The organism is Microtetraspora sp. NBRC 13810, from assembly GCF_030268685.1.
GTDB lineage: Bacteria > Actinomycetota > Actinomycetes > Streptosporangiales > Streptosporangiaceae > BSRQ01.
Genome location: NZ_BSRQ01000013.1, coordinates 21,828 through 47,475 on the forward strand (window position 1 = coordinate 21,828; position 25,648 = coordinate 47,475).

Sequence of the window (25,648 nt, forward strand, 5' to 3'; positions counted from 1 at the left end):
TCCGGCATCCGCCCGTACCCGTCCGCCAGCGCCGCCCGCAACCCCGCGTAGTCGAAGTCCAACGCCGGCGCCACCCCCACCGCCACCGCCTGCTCCAACTCCACCAACTCAGCCATCAACCACCCCACATCCACCCACCACGGCCCCCGCGCCAAAAACTCCCCCGTCAACAACACGGCCCCATCCCCCACCCCCTGAACGACACCGGGCACCGCTCTTCGGGCGGTACCCGGAACGGTCGCCTGTGGAGAGGTGAGCTCCGTTGTCCGGGCGGTACCGGGAACAGTCGCCGGTGAGGGGGTCAACTCCTTCCTTCGGGCGGTACCGGGAGCGGTCGCCGGTGGGGGGGCGGGCTCCGTTCCCGGCACGATGATCGGCTTGGCCGGTGTGGTGCCCGGCGTCTGGCCTGGTTTGACGCCTGGGGTGGTGGGTGGGGTCATATGCGGGAGGGCGCCGGGAGCGGGGACGATCAGGGCCATGCTGGCGGCGCCGTGCAGGAGGCTGTCGCCCTCGGCGGTCGCGAACTCGCGGCACAGCTCGCCGAGCCGCGTCCAGCGCGCCTCGCCGAGCCGTTCCCTGGCCCGCTCACGCAACTCGCCCGCCACCTCACCGGCGGGCGCGCCGTCGAGCCATCCAGACAGCCGGACGATCCCAGGATGCGCCTGCGTGACCTCGTCGGGCGCGTCCTGCGCGTGCAAGGCCGCCAACGCCGCCCCGGCACTACGCATGGCCTCCCGAAGCACCCCACCGGCCCGCTCCTCACCGAAGGCCAGCCACCCAGCCCCAGGCAACGCCCCACCAGCCAAATACGACAACACCCTCCCCCCCGACTCCCCCACCCCATCGCCCTCCACACCCCGCCGCACGGAACTTTCGCGGCCTGCGTCCTCGACACCCCGCCGTACGGAACCCATGGGCCCCTCTCCCCCGCCTGCGGTGGAGCCCCGGGTGACGGTGGGGACCACGGCGGCGTTCGGTAACCGCAGGGCGGGGTGCAGACCGGTGAGAAGGGCGGAGAGAGACGGGGAAAGGGGAGACGGCGGCGGAACGAAAGCCGGCCCCGACTCCCGAACCCACACAAACCCCCCATCCCCCCAATAAACCGACGTCCGCACCAACGACGTACCGAACTCGTTCACCAATCTCATATCGCCAGCTCCTGACTACGTCGGCTTTCGATGAGGCTGAGCAGCAGGGACATCGGGGCGGCGACGGAGGCGTCCAACTGCCCGGTGGAGATGCTCAGACCGGGTTTCGGGGGTGCGATGACCACGTTGGGACGGCGTTCCAGCGTCTCCCGGTGCCCTTCGTACGCGGGGCTGCCGAGCGCGAACGGCGGCAGCGACGGGGCCAGCCCGATCGGTACCGGCGCGCACTGCAACGCGAGCAGCGCGGGGGTGTCGCCCATGCCGAGCGCCAGGCGGGCGAGGAAGTTGAGACTGGCCGGGTAGACGAGGATGGAATCCGGCCAGGTGCTCATCTCGACGTGCGGCGCGTCGCCGTCGACGTGGTCGGGCCACTCGTCGGAGACGGCCTTCCAGCCGCACAGCGTGGTCAGCGCGTCCAGGGTGACGAACCGCTGGGCGCTGCGGGTGGCCACCGGCCTGATCACCAGGTTGGGATAGCCGGTGCGCAGCCAGGTGAGCCAGCCGGGGATGAACGCGGCGGACAGCGCCCCGGTGACGACGATCAGCAGCCGCTGACCGGAGAAGTAGGGATAAACCAAATTATCTTTGACCATCGTCGGCCTCCAACGCGGTCAGGATCTCTTCGGCATCGGTGGCCGCGGCCTGCCTTCCCGCCGTGAGGAAGACGCCTGAGGTGTTCACGATGACCTCGTCCACGCCCGCCCGGTGGTATTCGCGCAGCCGGTCGGCGATCCGCTCCGCCGTACCGGTGACGAAGAGCCCGGACTCCACCAGGGCGCGGGCGCCCGCGGCGGGGTCGTCCGGGCTGACCGCGAGCCCGGCGCGGCGGAGCATGTCGGAGTAGTGCGCCGAGCCGAGGTGGTGACCGGCGGCGAGGAACGCCATCCGGCCGGCGTCCATCCCCGGCCGGTCCACCGCGGCGTGCACCACGGTGGCGATCCGCGGCGGCGGCCGGTCGTCCCCGGCCCCCTGTCGCAACGCGGGCGCGAGGGTGCCGGCGACGTAGGCGGGCGGGGTCATCCAGGTGATGGCGACATCCGCGCACGCGCCCGCGACCCGCGCCATTCCCGGGCGCAGCACGCCCGCGCCCACCTCGACCGGCGGATGGCGGAGCGGCGGCAGCCGGAACCCGCGTACGGCTCCGCCGTCCAGCAGGGACCGTACGGTGCTCAGGTACTCCCGGGCCACGGTCGCGGGTCGGGCATAGGGCTCGCCGTTGAGCACGGTCACGAATTCCGGGGCCGAAGCGCCGAAACCGGCCACCACGGGGTGACCGGTGATCCTGGCCAGCGAACGCGCCTCGACGGCGGCCTGCACGGGATGTCGGAGCGGCATCAGGGTGACGGCGGTGCCCGTCGGCACCGGCAGGCCGCCTCCCGCGAGACGCGCGACGACCTGCTGCGTTTCGGACAACAGCGACTGGCCCAGCCAAAGCCGCGCCGCGATGCCGCGTTTGACCAGGTCAGCGTACGGTTCCACGTCGCGGACCGCGTGCGGCTGACTGGGGAAGAAGACTGACGCGCGGGCCATCGGGCATCACCCGTCGATCGGCAGGGCGGGCGAGGTGACGTTGCGGTACGGCGCCGTCGGATCGACTCCGCCGCGCAGCATGGTGGTGACGACCGCGGCCTCGGCGGGCACGCCCTCGGCGGCGCTCATGATCAGCCCTTCGGCGATGACCCGGCAGCGGTGCTCGCCGAAACTCAGCATCCGCATGCCGGTGCGGTTGTCGGCCGGGTCCCAGGCGACCGCGAGCCCCGGCCCGACCCGCCGGGCGAACGCCGAGACGCCGTCGACCAGGCCGGGCAGCGCGGACAGTTCGCCGACCAGCGACTCCAGCACCGGCCAGCCCTTCTCCTCCAGGTAGATGACCAGCGCGTCGCGCCGCGGATAACCGGACGGACGGGAGAACGCCTTGGCCCGATAGGGAACCTTGCGTCCTTCCAGCACGCCCAGCGCGGTCCGCCAGGCGCCCGGGGTGTAGGAGGAGTCGGCCAGGTGCAGGTAGAGGCGCAGGATCGGCCCGCCGCCGAGCACCGAACCGGCGGAACCGTCACACAGGAAGAACCCAGGAGAAAGCGCCGGCCGTACGGCGTCGGCCCGGACCTCGGCGCGACCGTCGGCGTCCATGGAGACGACCCGGTCCACCGGGACGCGCACCCGCACGTCCAGCAGGTCCACGATCCAGTCGGTCTCGCCGGTCTCGTACACCTGGACCAGGGAGGTCGTGTACCGGTGCGGCACGCCCTCGGCCAGCGCGGCCTCCAGCGGAAGGTCCCTGGTGCCGGGCCGGAGCGTCGGGTCGTGCGCGTGCCCGATGTGAAAGTACTCGTAGAGGCGAGAGCTCAGCGCCGGCCACAGGGCACGCGACCCGTCGGCCTCGACGACCTGGTCGCCCACCTGGGCGCGGAGCCCGTCTGACGATATGTGCACCGCCTTCAGCACCGCCGCCACTTCGGCGGTGAGGGCGACTTCGTTAAGTGTTCCCACGTAGCGCACATTAGGTGGATGCCGGAGGCCCGAACAGGTTCATGGCATTCTGCTGCGCCCGGTTGACCGCAGAATGCCACACCCTTGCGGCGGCGACTCCCGGCGGGCAATCATCGAATTGTCCGGAACGACGGGCACCAAAAAACGAAACACAGAACAACAGGAGATATCATGGCTGAGAAGGACCTGGTCGACGGTTACAAGAACTACACCGACGCCGAGGAGCTCGCCTTCGACGAGGCCGGCGACGAGGAGAACCCCAGCACTCCGTGGTGTGTCGCGAGCATCGTGATCACCGCCTCCGCCGGCTGCTGAACCCCTTTCCCCGAACGTGACACCGGCCTGGCCCCGCCGGGGCCAGGCCGGCTCCTCCCGAACGATAATCTGATGCATTTTCTTTACGCGGCCCGTCCGCTCCATATATTGATGCGGCCCTTTCAGCGGGTTCCGATGCCGGTTCATCGGAGTTCACTGGGAGGGCCGCGTCCGCATGCCCTGACCAGCACCGCCTTCAACCTGCACCACCTTTGACCTGCACGACCTTTGACCAGCACCACCTTTGACCTGCGCCGATCCGTCCGGGAACGACGAACGGGCCGTGCGCGCCCCCGCCGCTCGGCGGGAGTGCGCACGGCCTGCGCGTTCTTTACCGGATCAACTGGTTCAGCAGCCGGCGGAGGCGGTGATCACGATGCTCGCGACACACCACGGAGTGCTGGGGTTCTCCTCGTCGCCGGCCTCGTCGAAGGCGAGCTCCTCGGCGTCGGTGTAGTTCTTGTAACCGTCGACCAGGTCCTTCTCAGCCATGATATCTCCTGTAAATGTTTTTCTTTTGTTTTTTGTTGCCCGTCGTTCCGGACAATTCAATGATTGCCCGCCGGGAGGCGCCGCCGCAAGGCCGTGGCAGTTTGGCGCCGCGCAGGGGCCGTTAGGTGTCAAGGGCGTTGATGTCGTCAGGAGTTCTGCCTAACGTCCTCGATTATGCTGCGAAAAGAGAAGCTCGAGGCGCTCCCACTTGCGGAGGCGCCCGAAGTCAACGCGTTGCTGGAGCGGCTGGGCCTCGGAACTCTCGCCCCGGCCGAGACCAGCACCTTCGCCGGCCGGAACAACAACTGGGCCGGTCGCACGGACAACGGTTCCCGGGTTTTCGTGAAACGCCTGGACGGGGATCGCGCGGAATCGATTCTCCGGTTCCACCGGGTGCTGGACCTGCAGGCCGTACTCGCCTCCCGGCCGGACGGCGGCCTGCGCAGCCCGCGACTGCTCGGCGCCGACGAGGAGAGCCGGCTCGTGGTCTTCGAGTGGCTGGAGGACGCGCGCGCGGGCAACACGATGGCCGCCGACGGCGAGTTCACCCCCGAGACGGCCCGCGAGGCAGGCCGGAGCATCGGCGCCCTGCACCGGCTCCCCGCCGCCGCCGACACCTCCCCGCACCCGCTGCCGCCGACCTGGGCGCTGCAGGCCATCCCGCTGTCGATGTTCTCCTCCGCGCGCATCGCCGAACTCCGCTACTGGGGACTCCTCCAGCGAGACCGTCCGCTCGCCGACGCGCTGGCCGAGCTGCGCCTCCGGGAGGAGCGCGACGCCGAGCACCGCCCCTCGCACAGCGATCTCCGCCTCGACCAGTTCCTGCTCGACGGCACCGATCTTTATGTCCTGGACTGGGAGGAGTTCCGGATGGCGGACCCGGCCAGAGATGTGGGGGCCTTCGCCGGCGAGTGGCTGCACCACGCGATCCGCAAGGTCAACTCCGAGACCGACCGGTACTACGGCGCCGGCACCACGCTCTCGCACGACCTCATCGTGGAACGCGGCAGCGCCGAGATCGCCGCGGTACGCCCGCTGATCGCGGCGTTCTGGCAGGGCTACCTCGACAGCGGCGTCCCCGTGGACGCCACCCTCCCCGAACGCGCCACCGCCTTCGCCGGCTGGCACCTCCTCGACCGGCTCCTCGCCTCCGCCGGCACCCAGACCCGCCTCCGCCCGGTCGACCTCGCCGCCGCCGGCATCGGCCGCACCGCCCTCCTCACCCCCAGCCACTTCACCGAAACCCTCGGCCTCACCACCCCCCACCCAACCCCCGCCTGACCCACACCACACACACCCGAGCCCCGCCGGCCCCAGAACGCCTCCACCGCCCCCGCCCGGACCCCTGCCGAACGCCCAAGGGGTCCACGCGCGCAGCACCGTCCCCGATGTCACGTCACGTACGGCCATCCTTCATCACGTACGGCAACGCCAGCGGGCCGGCCGGCTCGACCGGTCGCGACACGCGCGCCATCAGCCCCCGTGCCGCCTTCCGAGCACCTTGCCCCGCCACCCCGCATAGCCGCCCAGGCCGCACAACCCAACAGATCACAACGCGATCCCGACATCCCGGCCCGTCCCCGGTGGTGCGGTAGATTACCTACACGACGGGAACTCCCTCGCCGAGGACGGGGTACGCTCTGTACCCTTCACTCAAGGGGCGTTAGCTCAATGGTAGAGCTGCAGACTTTTAATCTGTAGGTTCAGGGTTCGAGCCCCTGGCGCCCCACCCATCACACCCCATCTGACCTGCGCTTTCTCGCCTGAGGTCGGCTCGCGGCAAGCAGATGATCTCGTTTGGTCGCTCGTCGGCTGCTCTTGGGCACGGGTCGGGCACATGGAAGATCGTTTAGTTGGGCGTTGTCGTGCCCATCTCGGGGGCGCCGGGGCCGAATGTCGAGCCAGACCTTATAGAAGATCAAGAGAAGGTCGGGACGGGATACCTCGGACGGGCGACACGCCCGAGAAGGATGTGTAGCCCGTCAGGCCGACGTTAAATCTCGCTCGTCGGTGGTATCCCTCGGGTTCCGTGGTCATTTACGGAGCGTGATGGTCTCGCTTGCTCCGCGGCCAAGCAGAACGATGCTGGGTCAGCCGGCCAGTTCGGTGGTCAGGTAGTCGTTGAACTCTTTGACCTGGCGGGTGGTGCGGTGGGGGTGGATTTGGGTGGCGAAGGCCCGTACGTGGCCTATGGCGCGGGTTGATGTGAGTGTTTTGGCTGCTGGGACGGCAGCACGTGCGTAGGCGAGCGCGTGTTCGAGTTCGCCTTGGTCGAGGTAGGCTTCGGCGGCGTGGATCTGGTTGAACTGGGTCGAGCGGGCGTAGGCGGTTCCGAAGCCGCGGAGGGCCTGTTCGGCGTAAAGGGCTGCTCGCTGGGGTTCACCGACGCGTCGCCAGCAGTAGCCAGCTTCGGCAGCGAGTTCGGCTTCGCCGAACTCGGCGCTCCAGGCGGGGTCTCGGTCGCTGGTGCCTTTGGCGAAGGCGGCATCGGCTTGGGCGAGTAGTTCGGTGACCTGGCGCCGGGTGTGCGCGTCATGGGCTCCAGCGTTGTGGACGGTGACGGCGTTGGCGCGGGCCTGGCGTACCAGTAATTCGGCTATGGCGCGGGGCGGGGCGTCGGCGCTGCGGGCTGCGTCGATGGCAGCGTGGGCCATGCGGATGGCCCAGCGGCCGTGCCCAAGATCGCAGGCCTGTTGTGCGAGCGTGGCCAGCACCCAGGTAGCGGTCATGGGGTCATCGGCGGCTTTGGACAGTTGTAGCGCCTTGCCGAAGCAACCGGCAAGAATGCTGGTCACCCTCTCTTTCAGGGCTGCGCAGGCGGCTACATCGATTACGCCAACCAACGCAACAACGTGCTGCAGCCCGCCCTCGAACGCGCTCGCCAACGCGGCTTGGCCAAGCACATCACTCCGCACGCACTCCGACACACCATGATCACCATGCTCCGCGACGGCGGCGTCGCACCAGGAGTCATGCAACTCATCGCCGGACACGAGTCCTACCAGACAACCGCGGGATATTCCGGTCAGCACACCCCCGCCCAACGAGCGCTCATCCTCAACTCCGTTCATCCCGTCATCAAGGCAGCAGGATTCCTGTTCAGCGATCCAGAACACGATGAGGAAGCCTCGCCGTAGGTTACGAATCGTGTCTGCCTGGTTGCATGGCGGAAATCGCGCAGGATGGGTCCGTGGACTTGTGGGCCGAATGGGACGACCCGGTCGAGCTACGAATGCGGTTGGACGCCGCCTTGGTCGAGATCGCAGAGTTGCGTGAGGAGAACGACCGGCTCAAGCACCTTCTCCGCCAGCCAGCCTCGGCTTCGCGCGAGCACGACGCCGCCGACCCTGATCGGACCTCCGCTGCCTGCGTCAACCCGCCGCAGGACAGCTTGCCGTATGCGAACGCGTCGTCTCCTTCGTCTGAGAAGCTCGCCTTGTTCAAGGCGTTGTTCGTCGGCCGTCGCGATGTGTATGCGACCCGCTTCTTCAGCCGCAAAACCGGCAGGCACGGGTGGAGCCCCGCGGAGAAGGAGTTCTGGCGTAAACGGGACGACGCCGAGCGGGAGTTCCTGCCGCTGACGGATGAGGTTCTCATCGCGCACCTGAGCCGAACCACCGACGGGCGTGACTCCCATGTTGGGCTGTATCCGATGCTGCCCGACGACACCTGCCAGTTGCTGGCGTGCGATTTCGACGGCGCGGGCTGGCAGGGCGACGCCGCCGCCTACGCGGAAGCCTGCACGCGAGCGGGCATCCATACGGCGGCGGAGATTTCCCGATCCGGAGCCGGTGCCCACGTGTGGATGTTCTTCACCGAGCCCGTCCTGGCTGCGTCGGCACGCGCCATCGGCATGGGACTGTTGCGGGAGGCGATCGACCGGCGAGGCACGATGTCGCTGGCCAGCTATGACCGGCTGTTTCCAGCGCAGGATTCGCTGCCGGTCAAGGCGGCGGCTCGGTTCCGGTTCGGGAATCTGATCGCGCTGCCGTTGCACGGCAGCAGTCGGGAGCAGGGCACAACGCTGTTCTGCGACCCACGAACCTGGCAGCCGTATGAGGACCAGTTCGTGTTCCTGTCCGGTGTGCGCCGGCTACGCCCGGTCGAGGTGGATGCACTGGTGAAGCGGTTCGGCCAGATCGACGCCGGACCGTCGACGTCGGGCAGGCTGCCGGCCAAACCGCGCAGGGACGCGCTGGGTGTCGCCCCTCAACAGGTGCACGCGCGGCTCGGCGCCATGCTGGCGATTTCGACCGACAGCCTGCCCACGCCGCTGATCGCCGCTCTCAAACACCTGGCTGCCTTTCACAACCCGGAGTTCTACCGGCGGCAGTCGATGCGGTACTCCACTTTCGCTACCCCGCGCTTCGTACGCTGCTTCGACGACAGCGACCCCGACTGGCTACGACTCCCACGAGGGCTGGCGGAGCAAGCGGAACATCTGATTGCGGCAGCGGGCGGCGCCATGGAGATCACCACCACGGTGCCGGACCATGACCCGATCGCGGTGCGTTTCACCGGTGAGCTGACAAACGTACAGACCGAAGCGGTCACCGCGATGGCCAAGCACCTCACGGGAGTCCTGATGGCGCCGCCCGGCGCGGGCAAGACCGTGATGGCCTGTGCACTGATCGCCCGGCACCAAGCACCGACGGCGATCATCGTGAACCGCGCCGAACTGCTCGACCAATGGAAAGAACGGCTGACGACGTTCCTCGACCTTGACGGAGCGAAGGTGGGCGCCAAGGGCAGGGGCAACGACAAGCGGCACGGAGTCGTCGATGTCATCATGCTGCAGTCCGTTGCCCACCGCGACGCCGACCCATCGCTACTGGACGCGTACGGCATGGTCATCGTCGACGAATGTCACGCGGTCGGTGCTCCGGCCGCCGAGGCCGCCATCCGTCAGGTAGCCGTGAAGCGCTGGATCGGGCTCTCGGCGACGCCATACCGGGCCGACCAGATGGACGCGCTCATCACCATGCAGTGCGGACCGATCCGCCATGAGATCACCTCTGAGGTGTCGTTCGCCCAGCGACTCATTGTTCACGCGACCGGCTTCAGCACCGAGGAGATCGGAAACGACGGCGCCTCCTTCCAAGCGATCTATGGCGAACTGGCCGCAGACGAGACCCGGACCGCCCAGATCGCCGCTGACGTCGCGGACGCGGCGAGCCGGGGCAGGAACAGCCTCCTCTTGACCAATCGAGTGGAACACCTCCAATGCCTGGCCGCGGCCCTGGAGGACAACGGCGTGGCCGCGACGCTCCTGCACGGGCAGCTCAGCGCCCCAGAACGCGACCGCGTCCGCACCCGCCTTGCCGATGCCGGGGCAGGCCCGCTGGTGCTCCTGGCCATCGATAAGGTCGCAGGCGAGGGATTCGATCTGCCCCGGCTGGACGCCCTGTTCCTCGCGATGCCGATCTCGTTCAAAGGAAAAGTGATCCAGCACGTGGGCCGGATCATGCGAGAAGCCGCCACCAAGCACGACGTCGAAGTCCACGACTATCTGGACGCACAAGTCCCACAGTTGGAACGCATGTACGGCAAGCGGCGCCGCACCCTCACCCGCCTTGGCTTCACCACCACAACGTCCGGCTCAAATGAGCACCCACCAGCCACCGACGCTCCCCCGCGCCCTTCCTCGCCAAGGACACCAGCAGAGATCACACGGTCAAGCGACCAGCAGCCGACCGCATCGCAGGTGCGCGCGTGGGCTCGTGAACATGGACTCCCGGTCGCCGACCGCGGCAGACTCCGCCCTGAGATCTGGGAAGCCTGGCATGCCGCCGCCGATATCACGCCCGGGGAGAATCCCTGACTCTGCGGAAACCGCAGAAGGATGCGGCCATCGGCCAGAGTGAAGCTCGGCCACCAGTTACGCTGGAGGTACAACTCAGGCACCGCGACGGAGGGAGTCGAGCGACGGTGAGCGTGGACCTCGAACACGAGCCCATCCATGACCTCGCCCGCCGGGTCATCCGGCTGGCCGAGGAAACCCAGCACGCCGCTCAAGTGCTCGAACGCCGCCTGGATGCGCTGGAACGCCGCTCCGAAGCCGCCGGCAGGGCCGAACGCATTTTGAGCGTTGCTGCCGGCATGCGGACCCACCTCGGTCGAGACCGACTGTCCGTTGAAGATCTGTACGACCCGGACACCGGTCTTCCCGCGTGATCATCGACTCCAGCGCTATCATTGCCGTCATCAACGGTGAGCCAGAGGCCATCCCATTCGCTCACACCATCGCCGCAAACGTGTGTCGCATCTCGGCCGTCAACTACGTCGAAGCGGCCATTGTGGCGGACAACCGTGGCGAGGCCATGCGCAACGCCTTCGACACGCTCGTTGATGAGATGGGGCTCATCATCGAGCCGGTAACACCCCATCAGGCCAGGATCGCACGCCAGGCGTACCAGACCTACGGCAAGGGCAACAATTCCAAGGCCAAGCTCAACATGGGCGACTGCTTCGCCTACGCCCTCGCCAAAGACCTCGACCAGCCCCTGCTCTTCAAAGGCGAGGACTTCCCACACACCGACATCACTTCCGCACAGCCCTGACGGACGTCCGGCATTCTAAGAATCGAGCTTGAATGACGGAACTCCTTTTCGCCGCAGATCAAAGTCTCAGGTGATTCGTCCACGCCCCCTTGTACGAGCACCCGCCAAGCGCTGCCATGTGAAGCGCCTGCTTGACTCCATTAGAATCACAAAGGTGCGTAAACCAATGAGCCGAATTGGGCGACTCGGTTGAACTACGGGTGCAGTTGACGCCACTGAGCGTTTTTCATCCAGCTTCGTGAGTCTGGAGGACGAGGATCGCTTTGACGATCTGACCTGCACGAAGAGGGCAGCAGCGTAGCTTTCGCAAGATGCGCCAGGTCTTCAGTACGGCATTCGCTCGCTCGCCGGGGCCGCGGAGCTTGGCGTGGGCGGAGTTGGCGGTTTTCTGCGAGGCCGGCTTCTTCCTGCCCTTGTAAGGCACCAGCACCCGCCGGCCCGCACCGGCGTAGCCCTTGTCGGCCAGGGTGATCAACCCGGTGGTCTCCAATCGGCGGATGATGCCCCAGATGCGGGCCGCCTTCAGGTCATGGACCGAGCCGGGCAGGGAACCCGACGTCCACAGAGGTGTTCCGTCCGGGGCGGCGATGACTTGGACGTTCATGCCGTGTTTCTTGTTCTTGCCCGAGTAGTACGGCCGGTCGGCCGCCACGCGATCGATCGGGATGAGCGTGCCGTCCGAGACCACGAAGGCGTATCCCGTCTGCTTGGCCCTGCGTAACGCCTGATCGAGGGTGGCAGAGCGCCGGGCGAGCAGGGCGACGGTCTCGCGGACGTAGCGCCAGGCGGTGGTGAGGCCGACTTCGAACCCCGCTGCGAGTTCGGCGAACGTCTCGCCTTTGCACAGGTGAACCACTACGAGCAATGCTTGCTGCCCGGGGTTGAGCCTGCGCCACGGTGAGCTGATCGCTTTGCGGTGACGACGTATGACTCCCGCCAGATAGTTCAAGGTCCGAGGTGACAACGGCAGCGCAGCGCGGTAGAACAGCACGGAAGCTCCTGGAACGCACGATCTTGGTCGACGTGCATCTTCCAGGGGCTTCTTTAATCCCGGGCCACGCCACGCTGCCCGCAACAGGCCTGTGACCTACCACGCCAGGATGAAAAGGGTTCACTGATCTTCAGGCCATGCTCGGCGAGCATCCGTTGGAGCTCGCTGGCCTTCCAGATGCCGCGGCTGGCGGACGCAGGCGGAGGTTCCACCTCACCTTGTGAGTCCCTTCAGACGGGTGGCGGCGCGCTGTTGACCTGCGATCCAAGCGTCTTCGACGTGGGAGCCGGCGACGTGCACTTATCTCATGGTGGTGGAGATCCAGGCATGGCCGAGGAGTTCCTGGATCGCGATCAGGTCCATCCCGGAGGCATAGAGCTGCGAAGCGCAGAAGTGCCGAAGGACATGCGGAGTGACGATGTCCGGCCAGTCCGGTAGGTGCGTGGCAGCGGCTCTGGCGAGCGCGGAGCGGAGCGTCTCGTCGCCCACCCGGCAGATCGTACCGTCGGCGCTCTTCCGTTCGGGAAGTAGCAGCGGAACGCCTGGGCGGGTGTGGTCGTCACCGAACTGGCCCCACACGTCCTCGACGAACCAGCGCAATGTGGCGCCCGCATTGTTGATGAGCGGGACCATCCGCTCCCGAGGCCCGGAGCCACGGGCGCCTTTGCCCAGGCGCACGTGAAGCTTGCCGAACCGGCCCAGCCCCCATTTCACGTCTGGCGAGTCGAGCTTGCATACCTCGTTCACCCGCAGCCCGACGTCGCCATCAGCTGGCAGGCCGTGTAGTTCCGTGCGGCCGGTGCGAACTTCCGGCAGGTCGTCAGCTCCTGCCGCCATCCGGTGAACAGCCTGGTCACCTCTTCGGAGGGCGGGATGCGGATCATCCGCCGTGGCCGGAGCACGCGCCACCCGAAGATCCTTCACCACTGCCAGGCCCAACTTCGGCTCCTCGCCTTAACCCGGTCGGCAAGAAGCTCGGCCACATCGACAGAGCTTCACAAAGCGTGAAGCTATATCAGCTCACCGCGATCGAATCGGAGAAGGGGGAAACTCCCAGCTCCCAGGCCGCGACCGCACCATCCAGGGACACGGAGGTGGTCGGGAACTCAGGGGTTATTTCTTATTTGGGCAGCGACTCAACCCCAGTGTTCACGGGAGCGCGGAGCTGCTGTTCACCGTGCCGCCGTCTGCTCATAGACGTGGGCGATCACAGTGATCTCCATTCACCACAATCGGGGAGACTCATGTGACCGCATACCTGCACGAGGACCGGGGGAAGCCGGCCGACGGGTTGTCTCTGACCGACCTGCCGCTGCGTGCCGATCTGCGCGGCTGGAGTCCGTACGGCGCGCCGCAGCTCGACGTGCCGGTGCGGCTCAACACCAACGAGAGTCCCAGTTCACCGTCGTCCGACCTGGTCGAAGCCATGACGGCGGCGATCCGGACGAGCATGGGCGAGCTGAACCGCTACCCCGATCGCGGCGCCACCGCGCTACGGACCGATCTGGCCGCCTACCTCGGCCATGGGCTGGTCGCGGAGCAGGTCTGGGCGGCCAACGGGTCCAACGAGGTGATCCAGCAGATCCTGCAGGCGTTCGGCGGCCCCGGCCGGTCGGCGATGGGCTTCGAACCCTCCTACGCCGTGCATGCGAACATCGCCATCGGCTCGGCCACCAGGTGGATCGCCTGCGCGCGTGAGGATGACTTCGGCCTCGACCCGGGCAAGGCGGTGGCAGCGATCGGGGAGCACCGGCCCGACGTCGTCTTCCTGACCTCACCCAACAACCCGACCGGGGACGTGCTGACCCCCGATGTGATCGAGAAACTGATCGTGGCGGCGCCCGGCATGGTGATTGTGGACGAGGCGTACTTCGAGTTCGCGCGCGCCGGCACGCCGTCGGCGCTGTCGCTGCTGGCCGCGCATCCGCGGCTGATCGTCACCCGGACGCTCTCCAAGGCGTTCGGCCTGGCAGGTGCCCGGCTGGGCTACCTCGCCGCACATCCCCTAGTCATCGAGGCGCTGGAACTGATCCGCCTGCCCTACCACCTGTCGACGCTCACGCAGACCGCGGCGCGGGTCGCGCTCGCGCACCGAGACGAAGTGCTGCGCACGGTCGAGGCCGTGCGCGCCGAGCGTGAGACGACCGCGGCGTGGTTGCGCGGCAGAGGGCTGCGGGTCGTCGACTCCGATGCCAACTTTCTGCTGTTCGGCCACCTGCCTGACCGGCACGCGGTGTGGGAGGGGCTGCTCCGGCGCGGTGTACTGATCCGTGAGGTCGGACCACCCGGCTGGCTGCGGGTGACCATAGGGACCGCCGGGGAGATGACGGCCTTCCGAGCCGCGCTGGAGGACCTGCTCTGAGGCGTCCTACAGAACCCGCCCTCCGTTGTGGCGGGGCCGCGGGGACACCGAGCCGGTATCGTCCCAGAGACGTGCGCTGCCGCGAGTCGACGGGGTGCGCGGCCGGCCATGCCCGTCCGCCTACGCCGCGCCCGCATCATATGCCCGGGTTCGCAGCCAGACCGTGACCAGGACGGCGGCGGCGGCGGGCCCCAGCCCCCATGCCAGCGGTGCGATCACGCCCAGGAGTCCGGTGGAGTTGACGAAGAGCCCGAGTGTGCCGCCCAGGCTGAGGACGCCCACGATCGCGAAGGTCACGGCGATGGCGCGTTCGAGCCCGTGGACGCGGAAGGCCGGGGCCAGGAAGAGGCAGGCGAGGGAGAAGAACACCCCCCAGCCGAGCACCTCTAAGGCGAACGTCAGCGACGGCCAGCCGTAGGGCTCGAACCACTCCAGGCCCGCCGTCCGGCCCAGGCCGGGGCTCTGCCTGACCATCGTCAGCGCCACGAACCGGTTGGCGCAGACGACCACGGCCAGCATGACGACAAACGCCAGGGAGATGAGCGTGAACACCTGCTTGTCCGCCGGGGTGGCGAGATGGATGGCGCACCACAGCGGCACCATGACCACGACGCCGAGCATCATGATCGCGTGGAAGGTGGTCGTGAAGGGCTCCTGGGGCGGAAACGGCAGCCCTCGCGCCATCATCACCGTGAGAGTCACCAGGTAGACCAGAGTCAGGGCGGCGAACCCACCGCCTGCCCAGATCCCCACCGACGCGACCGATGCCCTCTTTTTCATGTCCCTCTCCGTCTACTTAGTGGCGCAGATGATTCGCCATAGTGGCGAAACACATACGCCACTATAGACTTGCCGGTAAGGCATGGCAGCACGAGGAAAGGCCCCGATGGGCGAGCAGCACAGGACACGCACGCCGGCGGGCATCGAACTGGCCTGGCGCGCCTCCAGCGACGCAGTCCACATCCGCAACCACGCGGCCGACGGGCCCAAGCCCGGTCCGCGACCGGGTCTCACCCTGGAACGGATCGTCACGGCCGCGATCGACCTCGCCGACAGCGAAGGACTCACCGCGGTATCGCTGGCTCGCGTCGCCTCCACTCTCGGCTCCGCGACGACCTCGCTGTACCGGCACGTCCGCTCCAAGGAGGACCTGATGGTGGTGATGCGCGACGCCGCCGCCGCGCCACCCCCCGACCTGCGGCCACCAGACCCCGGACGCTGGCGGGAGTCCCTGGCCGGCATCGCCTGGCAGATCTACGACCTCTACCGGCGGCATCCGTGGGTCCTGCAGGTGCCCACCTCCGGCCCGCCGAGCATGCCGAACGAACTGTTGTGGGGCGAGCACATGCTCAGGGCGCTATCCCGGACCACCCTCAGCTCCCACGACCAGCTCCGCGCCGTCACCCTGATCTCCGGGTACGTCCGCGAGCAGGCCCGTCTTACTCTGGATCCGGTGATCGCCGACGCTGGCGACGCCGCGGCGGGCGACTACTTCCGCTTTCTCGGGAGGGTCATGACACCGGATCGCTTTCCCATGTTCTGTCGTCTTTTCGGCGACCAGGCCAGTACCGGCTCAATCGGCTACACCGCTGAGGATTTCCAGTTCGGCCTGGACCGCATCCTGGCCGGACTGGCCGAGCTCGACCGGGACGGCCACGCGCGGTACGACCCCGCCCCAGTGTCCTGCGATCACCTGCAATCCGGGGTGCCGGTCGAAAACGCCGGAGAAGATCATCCGTAGATACTGGACGCCCAGGTCGTAGTACCAGCCCAGGCCCGCCGTCGCGAGCCCCATCCCGGTACTGCGCGCCAGCCCGACTCCGTCGTCGAAGCCCGAGTAGTACGCCTTGAGAACCTCGGGGACCGGAGTCTGGGGATGGAAGTGCAGCGGCACCTGGAGGCGCTCGGCCGCGGCGTACAGGTCGTCGAACTCCGGGGCGTCGGCCAGCTTGTCCCCCGTGCGTCCGAACAGCTCGCCGATGTACAGCGAGCCCACGAAAGAGACGTCGGCCGCCTTCAAGGCCGGCATGGAGGCCCTGATGAGCCGTATTCGACGCCTCGCCGTCGGTGGCTGGCTCCGCGTCGACGAGGAACTCGCTGTCACACTCATCCACGTCAGATCAACGGAACCGTGTCAGTTCCCCCAATGAGCACAGGGGGCGCCGCATGCCGACCTCTCCCACCCCATGATCGCGATCTCCGCCACCGAAATCCGCCGGTTCCTCGCCCTACCTGGTCTTCGGCGGCGGTGACATCCCGCCGCCGCCCGCGAGGTCCTGCGCCAGGCCGTAACGTCACCCGGTCGTCCATGTCGGCTGAGGCTGTTCCAATCCCCGCCAGGGTGTGGCTGGGCCGGGGAACCGGCGCGAATACTTTGAGGCGTGAACACGAGACGACGGCTCGGGGAGTTCCTCCAGACGAGGCGCTCCCAGCTACGACCCGAGGACGTGGGGGTGGCCACGTATGGTGATCGGCGCCGGGTTCCCGGGCTGCGCAGGGAGGAACTGGCGATGCTCGCCGGAGTGAGCTCCTCGTACTACGCACGGCTGGAGCAGGGGCAGGCGTCCAACGCCTCACCCGAGGTGCTCGACGCGCTGGCCGGGGCGCTGCGCCTGGACGACGCGGAACGCCGGCACCTGCACGCCCTGGCGTCCGGTGACCGCCGCCGGGTCACCGGCCGCCGGCCCGCGCCCGAACGGGTGGGCCAGGCGACGCGTCAGCTCGTCGACACGCTCGGCGACGTGCCCGTGCTGGTGCTCGGGCGGCGGGCCGACGTGCTGGCGTGGAACACATCGGGCCACGCCCTGTACGCCGGTCACCTGGCCCCGGACGGCCCGGACACCCCCCGGCAGCGCCCCAACATGGCCCGCCTGGTGTTCCTGGACGCGCACACCCGTGACCTGTACGCCGACTGGCCCGCCAAGGCCCGTGGCGTGGTCGCGACCCTGCGGTCGGCCTCCGGGCATCACCCGGACGACCCCCTGCTGGCCGCGCTGCTCGGGGAGCTGACGGTCAAGAGCCCGGAGTTCGCCACGATGTGGGCCGACCACCGGGTCAAGGCGGGCGGTGACACCGTGTACGAGATGCGCCACCCGCTGGTGGGCACCATGTGGGTGGCCCAGCAGACCCTGCGGACGGCCGACGACCAGGCGGTCGTGGTCGCCACCACCGAACCCGGGTCACCTTCCCGCGCCGCGATGACCCTGCTCGTCCACAGCGTGCTCGCCGGACGGGCCCGGCGTACCCAGCCGACCGGCTGAACCCGCACATCCCCGAGGCGCTCCGACCGGAGCGCCCAATGCCGCACGCCCTCATTCGGACAGTCCCTCATTCAGACAGGACGGACATGCGTAACAGACTGCTGGCCTTCGCCCTCGCCACCGGGATCGGCCTGATGGCCGCGGCCCCGGCCGACGCGGCGACACCCTCCCGGATCGCGGTGCACTTCGACCTGGCGAAGGGCCAGCAACCGGAGAACATCGCCGTCGCCCCGGACGGCACGGCGTACGTCACCTTCGCCGCCGCCAGGCAGGTCGCCGCGATCAGCCCGAAGGGCACGATCAGGATCCTGGCGACCCTTCCCGCGCCGGCCGAGGGCGGCGCCGCCGTACCGGCTCTGGGGTTCGCCCTTACCACCGGCGTCGTCCGCACCGACGACGGCACGCTCTATTTCCTGTACGCCAGCGGCGACCCCGCGACCACCGGTCTCTACCGCCTCCGCCCCGGGTATGAGCCGCGGCGCATCGCCGCGCTCCCGGCCACCGGCCTGCCCAACGGCCTGGCCTACGACGAGACGGCGAAGACTTTTTATCTCACCGACTCGGCCCTCGGCACCATCTCGGCGGTTCCCCTGAAGGGCGGCGACGTCAAGGTCTGGTCGTCGGCGCCGGAGCTCGCCGCCGCCGGATTCCTCGGCGCCAACGGCATCAAGGTCCGGCACGGCGCGATCTGGGCCACCAACCTCGACCGCGGCACCCTGCTCCGGATCCCGATCACGCGGGGCCGTCCCGGGCCCGTCCAGGTCAAGGCCACCGGCCTGGCCGGGATCGACGACATCGCCTTCGCGGGAGTCCGGGACGACCAGGTCATCGCGACGCTCAACGCGCCGAACAAGGTGGTGCGGATCGACGCGAAGGGCCGGGCCGCGACGTTGCTCACCGATGGGTTGCAGAACCCCACCTCGGTGGCGGTACGCGGCCGGACCGTCTACGTGCTCAGCGCCGCCTACCTGACCGCCACCGACCCCAACCTGACGATCTCCACCCTGCCTCGCAGGTGAGTCAGGCCCGGTCGGGCAGGGCGACGAGGCTGACGACGCGACGTGTTCGCCCGTTGGCCTCGTCGTCACCGGTGCGGGTGACGACCGCCCGCTCGATCTCGCCGATCATCTCCATGAACTCGTCGTCGGTCAGGCAGACCGCCGCCTGCCGGTAGACGACGCCGTCCGAGAGGGGGTCGGCGCCCTCCCGCCCGAGGTAGCGCTCGAAGTCGGCCAGCAACGAGACGACGAACGTGGTGAAGGCCCGCTGATGGTCCTCCCGCGTCATGGCCGCCCGCGCCGCCGGGTCGATCACCGCCTGCTCGCCGCGTACCCGGTAACTGCGGACGACGATGCCGCGTACGCGGGTCTCGCCCACCACCTCCAGCACCCCGGCGTCGGCCAGCAGGGCGATGTGGCGGTACATCGTCGCCGGCGCGATGTCGGGCAGGCGGTCCCGAAGTTGGTTGGTGGTCAGCGGATCGGCGTCGAACAGGGCTTGCAGGATGCGCATCCGGACGGGGTGCAGGAGAAGGTCCGCGGTTGCCATGAGCTCATTCTCTCACATACGATAATGTTCTCAATATTGAGAACAACGCCAAAGGTGAGAGAGATGGTGAGCGGACATGCCGGATGTCGCCATGACGGCCGTCGCGGCCGACGGCCTCCCACTGGCCGGCACGCTGACCCTGCCTCCGGGCCGTGGCCCACACCCGGCGGTCCTGCTGTTACACGCGTCCGGGCGGCTCGACCGCGACGCCAACACCCGGCGGCTCAGCATGGGCCTCGGACCGCCGCTGGCCGCCGCCCTCGCCGAGCGCGGGATCGCGTCCCTGCGCTATGACCGACGCGGCGTCGGCGCCACCCCCGGCGAATATCGGACGACCGGGCCCGCCGCGGTGAACCCGTGCCCGCCCACACGGTGCGGCTCCGGTTCGGCGCGCACCTGTTCTGGGTGCCGCTGCTGCTGGGGGTGGCTCCGGCGACCGTGCTGGCCGGTGTGCTGCTCGCCCCGCTTCTGGGCGGCCCCGAGCTGGACCTGACGGCGGGCCAGGACCTGATCGCCACCATGGGCGGGCTCGCGCCGTTCGTGGTCAGCATGCTGGTCGCCGGCCCGCTGGCCGAGGAGCCCGGCTGGCGCGGCACGGCCTATCCGCGTCTGCGCGCCTCGCTCGGCAAGGTCCAGGCCGGTTTGATGCTGGGAGCGGTCTGGGCGGTCTGGCATCTGCCCCTGTTCTTCATCACCGGCACCGTCCAGAACGAGTTCGGCCTGTTCAGCTGGAGCGGCCTGCTGTTCTCCCTCACCGTCTTCCCGATGGCGTTGCTCACCGGTTACGCCTACGAACGCGCCGGCGTCGTGGCGGCGATCGCGGTCCACTTCGGCGTCAACGCGACCATGGCGATCCTGGGCGTGAGCTCGCCGCTGACGCAGGCGCTCATCCTGGCCGTGCAGGTCGTCGCCGCCGCGCTGGTCGCCGGGCAGGGCGTTCCCACTGCCAAGAGCCCGGTGCAACCCTCGGAGCGTCCCGCCGTGTCATGACGGGAGGTGGCGGTCACACTGCGTGATCTCGCCCCGGCTCCGCTCGCCGGGGTGACGCCCCACAGGGCGACATGCCGGGGCGACAGCACCGCGAAGTCGTAGCCCTCGGTGTGCGGCGTCAAGGGCTGGGTGTTCCCGGGGCCTGCTGCCTGGTGTTCGCTTCGGCGGCCTGGCCGACGAGTCCGTGGCCGGCCTCGGGCTGCACGTGGTGAGCGAGTCGCGGCGCACCGGGGTCTGTCCCTGAACTCTTCCCCACCCGCGAGGACTGGCAAGAGGCCCGGAGCGCCGCGCACCTGTCCAGTTCCATGCACGAGGACATGCATGCCGGAGAGATCGAAACCTCCATCCTGCCGCACGCCTGCCCGGAAGTGATCCGCCCCGGCCACGAAGGCGCCGACCACATCGCCGACGACCGGCGACGCCTGTTGACCGAAGGCATGCACGCCTACACCAAGAGCGGCGTCATCGGCCGCCCGTCCCTGGCAACCGCCGAAAAGGGCAAGGCCGTCCTCGACTCCCTCACGGCGGCTTCGCTCACGTGATGAACCTGCTCACCGAACGCTGAGTGCAGGTCAGGACTGCCGGTGATGGGACCAGATCGCCAAGTTGCCGAATTGATCTCATGGGTATCAAGGGGCCAAGCTCCATGTGACAGGGGAGAGCTTCGATAGCAGTGGACGGCCGATGCTCCTCCGTTGCGGCGAAGTACAACGCCCCACCCGGGATCGCCGAAACATGGCGCCGGGGTCCTGGTTACACGTCGAGTCCGGCTCTTGTCAACCGTGCATGACGATAGTCAACTCGCTCAGTCTGGGTGATTGAGCCTATCCACGAGTGTGGGTGACAGTGAGAAAGAGATCCCCATGCCCTTGATGGCCGGCACGTGTGCCCGTAGGTCGGCCGGGAAACGGTTCATCCCTCGGAGAGGAACTCGATCTATGAAGGTGCGGAGTGTCCTGCTCGTCAATGCCGGCAGCGATGCGGATGTCTCCTCGATCGCCAACGACGGCACGTTCCCAGCTCTGGGTGTCGTCTCGCTGGCGACGGTGCTCCGGCGGGACCATCCAGATGTGGACGTGATCGCCATCGACGGGCAGATCACGCCGATGGAGGAGATCGAACGGTTGATCGCGGACTTCGACCCGGACGTCCTCGGTGTGGGCGTCCTGGCCACGTCCTATGGAAACGCTCTCCGCCTGGCCGAACTGGGGAAGGATGTCGGCGCGGTCACGGTCTTCGGCAACGACCAGGCGACAGCCATGGGCGAGCGGATCCTGAAGCACCGCGAGGGCGTCGACTACGTGTGCGCCGCGGACGTCGGCGAGTTCGCCCTCTCGGCCCTGGTGAGCGCCCTGGACGGGGAGCGCCCGATCGATTCCGTGCCGGAGCTCCTGTACCGCACGCCTGACGGAATCGGCCACAATCGCCTGCCGGAGATCCCCCCTGACCAGATACGGGGCGGCGGGGGCGCGTTCCAGAGCATGGTCCTGGACGCCATTCCCGTGCCCGACCGGACGTTGATGCCGGACGCCAACTGGAACCGGTACCTGGACAACTACCTGAACCGCTACGGCGGGTTCCATGACGAGGAGGTCACGGGCGTCACCACGATGAACCGCGCGCGCGGTTGCGCACGTGTGAAGTCGCCGTGCCATTTCTGCGGCATCATGGATCTGAGTCTGCGCTTCTCCTCCCCCGAGATGTTCTGGAACGACGTGCGCACCGCGCAGGAGCAGATCTCGGCCTCGATCTTCTACGAGGCGTTCGACAGCATGAGCAGTTCACCGCGCTGGGTGAAGGCCGTGGTCGAGGCGAAGCCGGACGACATCGGCGAGCCGAAGTTCTTCGTGTACACGCAGGCCGCGGAGACCACCCCCCGGCTGGTCGAGATGTATCAGAAGCTCGGCGTCTACCGCGTGAACATGGGCCTGGAGTCCGGCGACACCCAGATGCTCAAGTTTCTCAAGGGGCCACGCGACAGCCTGGAGAACAACCAGCGGGCCTGCCGCCTGTTCAAAGAGGCCGGCATCCTGATCCATGGTTCCCTGGTCCTGGGCGGCCCGGGTGAGACTCTGGAGAGCCTGGAGAACACGGTCCGATTCGGTCGGTGGCTGATCGACAACGAGATGATGGCCTCCCTGGAGGCCCAGCCGCTCTATCCGGACTTCGGCGCGCTGACCGGCAAGTGGATGATGAACCCGGACCGCGCCCGGCAGGTGGCGCAGGAGAGGGGATTCGAGATCCTCGACGAGAAGCTTCTCGACCTCATGCCGTCCAAATACGGCTCGACCGACATGGTCGACTTCGATGAGGTCTCCAAGGACTGGTGCAAGATCTTCAGCCACGCGACCTGGGACGAACTCATCGACGCCACCCACACGATCCGGTCCTATGCCGAAAGGTGTGGCACCGTCACCGGGTCGGGCCGCATCACCCAAGCCACGCTCGGATCGTTCTAGTGCTCTCGCTCCTGGCCGCCACTGCCCTGTCCTGCGCTCTCGTCGTCCTGACCCCCGGGCCGGGGGTCCTGATGGTGCTGCACCTGGGAGCCAGTGGCGGCCGCCGCTCCAGTTTCGTCTTCGTTCTGGGGCATCTGGCCGGCGACCTCCTCTGGGCCGCGCTGGCGCTGGTGGCGTTGCGGTGGGTGCAGCTCGTCTCGCCGGTGTTCTTCACCGCGCTGACGGCGGTCAGCGCCCTGTATCTGATCTACCTGGGGGTCCGGGTGCTCGCATCCGCGCACGCTCCCCAGACGGCCGGGACACTCAACGGCCGTCGCGCGATCCTGCGGGGCGCCGGCTTCGGCATGACCAACCCCAAGAGCTACCCGGTCACCCTCGCGATCTTCACCGCGGTACTCGGTGATCGGGTGGAACTGCTGACGATCTCCACGGTTCCCCTCTTCCTCGCGGCGGCCCTGCTCGGCAGCCTCGCCTCAGGGACCCTGCTGTCCTGGCTGTCGGGCCTGGAGATCGTACGCGACACGTACAGGCGGGCGGCTCCGACGATCAGCCGAGTCGTGGCTCTGGTCTTCTTCGGCTTCGCCGCATGGTCCTTGGCCCGGACCTTCCTCTACGGCGAAGCCTGAACCTCGGACCGCCCGTCGAACTCCCGGCCGCCGCGCCTTCCCCCTGCGCGTCGGCCGGGGTAAGAGCCAGGCCCGGCCCGGAACCCCCTCGGGTCGGGGCGTCGACGTGAGACAGCACGCGGACGGGGACCTGTCGCCGCGTGAAGTGCCGCCGTCGCGGCATCCAGGGATCGATCGAGCCGGCTCTGCGGGCATCGGCGGCACTCCACAGGGCGCAACGTCGAGCGGATCTACATCGCTGACCGGGTGCGGAAGAAGGCGTCGATCCGGGAGATCGCGCGCGAGCTGGGCCGTGCGCCCTCGACCATCAGCCGGGAGGTCCGCCGCAACCGCCATCCCACCAACGGCCAGTACCGGCCGCACGCCGCCCAGGCCCGCGCCGACGGCCGCCGGCCCCGACCCAAGCCCAGCAAGATCGGCGGCAAGAACCAGGCATCGGCCATCGGCACCCTGGTCGAACTAACCACCCGCTACGTGATGCTCGTCCACCTGCCCATCGACCGCAGCGCCGAGCGCATGCGCGACGCTCTCCTGGACACCATCGCGACGTTACCGGCCCATCTCAAGCGATCCCTGACCTGGGCCCAGGGCAGGGAGATGGGCCGCCTCCACGAGTTCTCCGTCGCCGCCGACATGCCCGTCTACTTCTGCGACCCGGCCAGCCCCTGGCAGCGCGGCTCGAATGAGAACACGAACGGTCTGCTCCGGCAGTATTTCCCCAAAGGCACCGACCTGTCCGTCCACACCCGCCGAGATCTCGCCGCCGTCGCCGCCGAACCTAATGCCAGACCACGAAAGACGCTCGACTGGGAAACCCCAGCCGAGCGTCTGGCTGCGCTGCTCACAGCGAATGCTTGATCACCGGGTTTCGATGCCCCGCTTGGCTTTCGCTGGGGGAGACACTGTTGGCGAATGGCTCGAAGGGCCGGGCTGGATCACTTGCGTGATTAGTACCTCGGGTGAAGGTACAGGCGGTATATGGCGTCCCATCCTGGGGTGCCCGAGTCCAGCCTGCACTGGTAGTCGATGTACTGGCCGCTGAGCATGTGGCTCTGACCCCATGCCTGGCAGGTCGCCCAATAGCTGTGTGTGTAGTCGGTGCGCAGGTACGGGTCGGCGTGGGCGGCTGTGGGGGTGAGGGCGAGCACGGCGCCTGCGGCGGCGGTGCTCAGGGCCAGGGCGAGGGCTCGGCGGGCGGGACGCATGTACGCCTCCAAGGGGGAGTTGAACAATCCGAGGATCAACTACCCTGAGTTATAGATCCACTACCTTGCGTGTGCGACCTGTTTCCCCCGAGCGGGAGAACAAGTCGTACACGCAAAGCCGGAGTGCGCCCGGCGGCGACTGCCGTACAGGACCGCTAAGCTTCCCTCTGCCAGCAACCGGTCACAGTGTTGCGACGACTCCTGGAATGCGCCCCCGCTGGTGTGGTGGGGCGGTACCGCACGTTCACGACCGACGTGGAGTCGGGCTGTCGTCCCGGCCATCCAGTCCATCGCGGCCGACTGAAGACGATCGCTGACAGCGCTCTTTGTCGAGGGATCTCACCCTGAGTGATCACTCAATCGAGAGCGGGCCGACGCCGCCACCGGAACTGCACGGAACGGTGCGAGTCCGTCCTCGTCCACCTCGGGCGGGCGGGGCGATTCCCTCCGCTCGTCACGGTACGTACGATGATCAACTGCCGAGGATGGGAGTCGTCATGGGGCATGTGCTGGTGACCGGGGCCACCGGGGGGATCGGGGTGGCGCTGGTCGGGGCGCTGGTGGAGGCCGGGTATCGGGTGACCGCCGTGGGGCGTGGTGTCGAGCGGCTGGACGTGCGGGGGGTCGAGGTGGATCTCGCCGAGCCGGGGACGTTGGCCGGGGCGGTGGGGGCGTTGCAGGACGCGGGGGAGTTGGAGGATCTGCGGGCGCTGGTGCACTGTGCGGCGATCTCCCCCGTCGCGGCCGTCGCCGACGCCGGGATCGAGACGTGGCAGCGGACCTGGGCGGTGAACGTGGCCTCCGCCGCCGAGCTGACCCGGCTGACGATTCCCGCCCTGCGCCGCTCTCACGGGCACGTGGTCTTCGTCAACGCCGCGCCGGGAACGACCGGGGTCCCCCGTTGGTCGGCCTTCGCCGGCAGCAAGGCGGCGCTGCGCGAGCTGGCCGATTCGCTACGCGAGGAAGAGGCGGCCTCCGGAGTACGCGTCACCACGGTCTATCCCGGCCCGACGGCGACCGACCTGCTGGGCGAGGTCAGGAGCGCCTTCGGCCGCCCGCACGATCCCGAGCTGTGCATCCGGCCGCAGACGCTCGCCGCGATGATCGTCTGGGTGCTGAGCGCCCCCGCCGACGCCTACACCTCGGAACTGTCCGTCCTGCCGTCGCCCCGCTGACCCGCACACGGCCGCCGGAGAAGAGCG

At 68.3% G+C, this 25,648-nt stretch carries 24 protein-coding genes, 1 tRNA gene and 3 pseudogenes; 17 read left to right on the forward strand and 11 right to left on the reverse strand.

The features are described from left to right. Positions 1–1,144: 1,144 nt before the first annotated feature. From QSK26_RS24630 to QSK26_RS24640, 3 genes are read right to left on the reverse strand one after another with little or no spacing between them, the layout of a single operon-like run. On the reverse strand, positions 1,145–1,741 hold the full coding sequence (locus QSK26_RS24630; protein ID WP_285777608.1) for a flavoprotein: 597 nt from the start codon (positions 1,739–1,741) through the stop codon (positions 1,145–1,147). Further along, positions 1,728–2,678 carry an LLM class flavin-dependent oxidoreductase gene (locus QSK26_RS24635; RefSeq protein WP_285777609.1) on the reverse strand — a complete coding sequence of 317 codons (951 nt, stop codon included), beginning with the start codon at positions 2,676–2,678 and terminating at the stop codon, positions 1,728–1,730. Before QSK26_RS24635 ends, QSK26_RS24630 begins: the two co-directional genes overlap by 14 nt. Before the next feature lie 6 nt (positions 2,679–2,684). Continuing rightward, positions 2,685–3,638: a T3SS effector HopA1 family protein gene (locus QSK26_RS24640; protein ID WP_285777610.1), complete on the reverse strand. Its 954-nt coding sequence runs from the start codon at positions 3,636–3,638 to the stop codon at positions 2,685–2,687. 171 nt (positions 3,639–3,809) lie between these two features. On the opposite strand from QSK26_RS24640, the gene QSK26_RS24645 reads away from it, so the two are divergent. Continuing rightward, positions 3,810–3,953 carry an LxmA leader domain family RiPP gene (locus QSK26_RS24645; RefSeq protein ID WP_285777611.1) on the forward strand — a complete coding sequence of 48 codons (144 nt, stop codon included), beginning with the start codon at positions 3,810–3,812 and terminating at the stop codon, positions 3,951–3,953. A 348-nt stretch (positions 3,954–4,301) separates the two neighbouring features. Here QSK26_RS24645 and QSK26_RS24650 read toward each other — a convergent pair whose 3' ends face one another. Further along, positions 4,302–4,445: an LxmA leader domain family RiPP gene (locus tag QSK26_RS24650; protein WP_285777611.1), complete on the reverse strand. Its 144-nt coding sequence runs from the start codon at positions 4,443–4,445 to the stop codon at positions 4,302–4,304. A 174-nt stretch (positions 4,446–4,619) separates the two neighbouring features. Here QSK26_RS24650 and lxmK point away from each other — a divergent pair, with 174 nt between their 5' ends. Together lxmK and QSK26_RS24660 are read left to right on the forward strand one after the other, a co-directional pair. Continuing rightward, complete coding sequence (lxmK, locus tag QSK26_RS24655; protein WP_285777612.1) at positions 4,620–5,726, forward strand: class V lanthionine synthetase subunit LxmK; 1,107 nt, start codon at positions 4,620–4,622, stop codon at positions 5,724–5,726. 376 nt (positions 5,727–6,102) lie between these two features. Further along, positions 6,103–6,174, forward strand: a tRNA-Lys gene (locus QSK26_RS24660). Positions 6,175–6,535: 361 nt separating this feature from the next. Here the strand turns inward: QSK26_RS24660 and QSK26_RS24665 are convergent. Then, positions 6,536–7,372 (reverse strand): NsdA family TPR-like regulatory protein, encoded by an 837-nt coding sequence (locus QSK26_RS24665; RefSeq protein WP_502888744.1) that lies wholly within the window; start codon positions 7,370–7,372, stop codon positions 6,536–6,538. On the opposite strand from QSK26_RS24665, the gene QSK26_RS41870 reads away from it, so the two are divergent. From QSK26_RS41870 to QSK26_RS24680, 4 genes are all read left to right on the forward strand, one after another. Continuing rightward, complete coding sequence (locus tag QSK26_RS41870; protein WP_352244384.1) at positions 7,298–7,582, forward strand: tyrosine-type recombinase/integrase; 285 nt, start codon at positions 7,298–7,300, stop codon at positions 7,580–7,582. The two genes, QSK26_RS24665 and QSK26_RS41870, sit on opposite strands and share 75 nt — an antisense overlap. A gap of 26 nt (positions 7,583–7,608) precedes the next feature. Continuing rightward, on the forward strand, positions 7,609–10,266 hold the full coding sequence (locus QSK26_RS24670) for a TOTE conflict system archaeo-eukaryotic primase domain-containing protein (protein ID WP_285777614.1): 2,658 nt from the start codon (positions 7,609–7,611) through the stop codon (positions 10,264–10,266). 107 nt (positions 10,267–10,373) lie between these two features. Then, positions 10,374–10,619, forward strand: coding sequence for a hypothetical protein (locus tag QSK26_RS24675; RefSeq protein WP_020547380.1), 246 nt, complete (start codon positions 10,374–10,376; stop codon positions 10,617–10,619). Further along, a complete protein-coding gene (locus QSK26_RS24680) occupies positions 10,616–11,005 on the forward strand; it encodes a type II toxin-antitoxin system VapC family toxin (RefSeq protein ID WP_285777615.1) in 390 nt (129 codons plus the stop codon). Before QSK26_RS24675 ends, QSK26_RS24680 begins: the two co-directional genes overlap by 4 nt. A gap of 226 nt (positions 11,006–11,231) precedes the next feature. On the opposite strand, the gene QSK26_RS24685 is transcribed toward QSK26_RS24680, so the two are convergent. Both QSK26_RS24685 and QSK26_RS24690 read right to left on the reverse strand, forming a co-directional pair. Next, complete coding sequence (locus tag QSK26_RS24685) at positions 11,232–11,996, reverse strand: transposase family protein (protein ID WP_285777616.1); 765 nt, start codon at positions 11,994–11,996, stop codon at positions 11,232–11,234. Between the two features lie 300 nt (positions 11,997–12,296). After that, positions 12,297–12,935 carry a site-specific integrase gene (locus tag QSK26_RS24690; RefSeq protein WP_285777617.1) on the reverse strand — a complete coding sequence of 213 codons (639 nt, stop codon included), beginning with the start codon at positions 12,933–12,935 and terminating at the stop codon, positions 12,297–12,299. A 307-nt stretch (positions 12,936–13,242) separates the two neighbouring features. Between QSK26_RS24690 and QSK26_RS24695 the strand changes: the two genes are divergently transcribed. Then, a complete protein-coding gene (locus QSK26_RS24695) occupies positions 13,243–14,358 on the forward strand; it encodes a histidinol-phosphate transaminase (RefSeq protein ID WP_285777618.1) in 1,116 nt (371 codons plus the stop codon). A 120-nt stretch (positions 14,359–14,478) separates the two neighbouring features. On the opposite strand, the gene QSK26_RS24700 is transcribed toward QSK26_RS24695, so the two are convergent. Beyond that, positions 14,479–15,138, reverse strand: coding sequence for a hypothetical protein (locus tag QSK26_RS24700; RefSeq protein ID WP_285777619.1), 660 nt, complete (start codon positions 15,136–15,138; stop codon positions 14,479–14,481). Between the two features lie 106 nt (positions 15,139–15,244). Here QSK26_RS24700 and QSK26_RS24705 point away from each other — a divergent pair, with 106 nt between their 5' ends. Continuing rightward, on the forward strand, positions 15,245–16,099 hold the full coding sequence (locus QSK26_RS24705; protein WP_285777620.1) for a TetR/AcrR family transcriptional regulator: 855 nt from the start codon (positions 15,245–15,247) through the stop codon (positions 16,097–16,099). On the opposite strand, the pseudogene QSK26_RS24710 reads toward QSK26_RS24705, so the two are convergent. Continuing rightward, positions 16,076–16,468: pseudogene (locus QSK26_RS24710) on the reverse strand (hypothetical protein); the annotation flags it as partial. The gene QSK26_RS24705 and the pseudogene QSK26_RS24710 sit on opposite strands and share 24 nt — an antisense overlap. Positions 16,469–16,739: 271 nt before the next feature. On the opposite strand from QSK26_RS24710, the gene QSK26_RS24715 reads away from it, so the two are divergent. Then, positions 16,740–17,618, forward strand: coding sequence for a helix-turn-helix domain-containing protein (locus QSK26_RS24715; RefSeq protein WP_285777621.1), 879 nt, complete (start codon positions 16,740–16,742; stop codon positions 17,616–17,618). Between the two features lie 86 nt (positions 17,619–17,704). Further along, entirely contained in the window at positions 17,705–18,637 is a 933-nt protein-coding gene (locus QSK26_RS24720; RefSeq protein ID WP_285777622.1) for a hypothetical protein, read from the forward strand. Position 18,638: 1 nt separating this feature from the next. On the opposite strand, the gene QSK26_RS24725 is transcribed toward QSK26_RS24720, so the two are convergent. Further along, positions 18,639–19,166 (reverse strand): helix-turn-helix domain-containing protein, encoded by a 528-nt coding sequence (locus tag QSK26_RS24725; protein WP_285777623.1) that lies wholly within the window; start codon positions 19,164–19,166, stop codon positions 18,639–18,641. Between the two features lie 357 nt (positions 19,167–19,523). Here QSK26_RS24725 and QSK26_RS24730 point away from each other — a divergent pair, with 357 nt between their 5' ends. From QSK26_RS24730 to QSK26_RS24750, 5 genes and pseudogenes are all read left to right on the forward strand, one after another. Next, positions 19,524–20,156: a CPBP family intramembrane glutamic endopeptidase gene (locus QSK26_RS24730; RefSeq protein ID WP_285777624.1), complete on the forward strand. Its 633-nt coding sequence runs from the start codon at positions 19,524–19,526 to the stop codon at positions 20,154–20,156. Between the two features lie 269 nt (positions 20,157–20,425). Further along, a pseudogene (locus tag QSK26_RS24735) lies at positions 20,426–20,698 on the forward strand (creatininase family protein); the annotation flags it as partial. A 276-nt stretch (positions 20,699–20,974) separates the two neighbouring features. Then, positions 20,975–22,615: a B12-binding domain-containing radical SAM protein gene (locus tag QSK26_RS24740; RefSeq protein WP_285777625.1), complete on the forward strand. Its 1,641-nt coding sequence runs from the start codon at positions 20,975–20,977 to the stop codon at positions 22,613–22,615. Beyond that, positions 22,615–23,241 (forward strand): LysE family translocator, encoded by a 627-nt coding sequence (locus tag QSK26_RS24745; RefSeq protein ID WP_285777626.1) that lies wholly within the window; start codon positions 22,615–22,617, stop codon positions 23,239–23,241. Before QSK26_RS24740 ends, QSK26_RS24745 begins: the two co-directional genes overlap by 1 nt. 420 nt (positions 23,242–23,661) lie before the next feature. Next, positions 23,662–24,099, forward strand: a pseudogene (locus QSK26_RS24750) (IS30 family transposase); the annotation flags it as partial. Positions 24,100–24,188: 89 nt separating this feature from the next. On the opposite strand, the gene QSK26_RS24755 reads toward QSK26_RS24750, so the two are convergent. Beyond that, positions 24,189–24,485, reverse strand: coding sequence for a hypothetical protein (locus QSK26_RS24755; protein WP_285777627.1), 297 nt, complete (start codon positions 24,483–24,485; stop codon positions 24,189–24,191). A gap of 458 nt (positions 24,486–24,943) precedes the next feature. Between QSK26_RS24755 and QSK26_RS24760 the strand changes: the two genes are divergently transcribed. Further along, a complete protein-coding gene (locus QSK26_RS24760; RefSeq protein WP_285777628.1) occupies positions 24,944–25,621 on the forward strand; it encodes an SDR family NAD(P)-dependent oxidoreductase in 678 nt (225 codons plus the stop codon). Positions 25,622–25,648 lie beyond the last annotated feature (27 nt).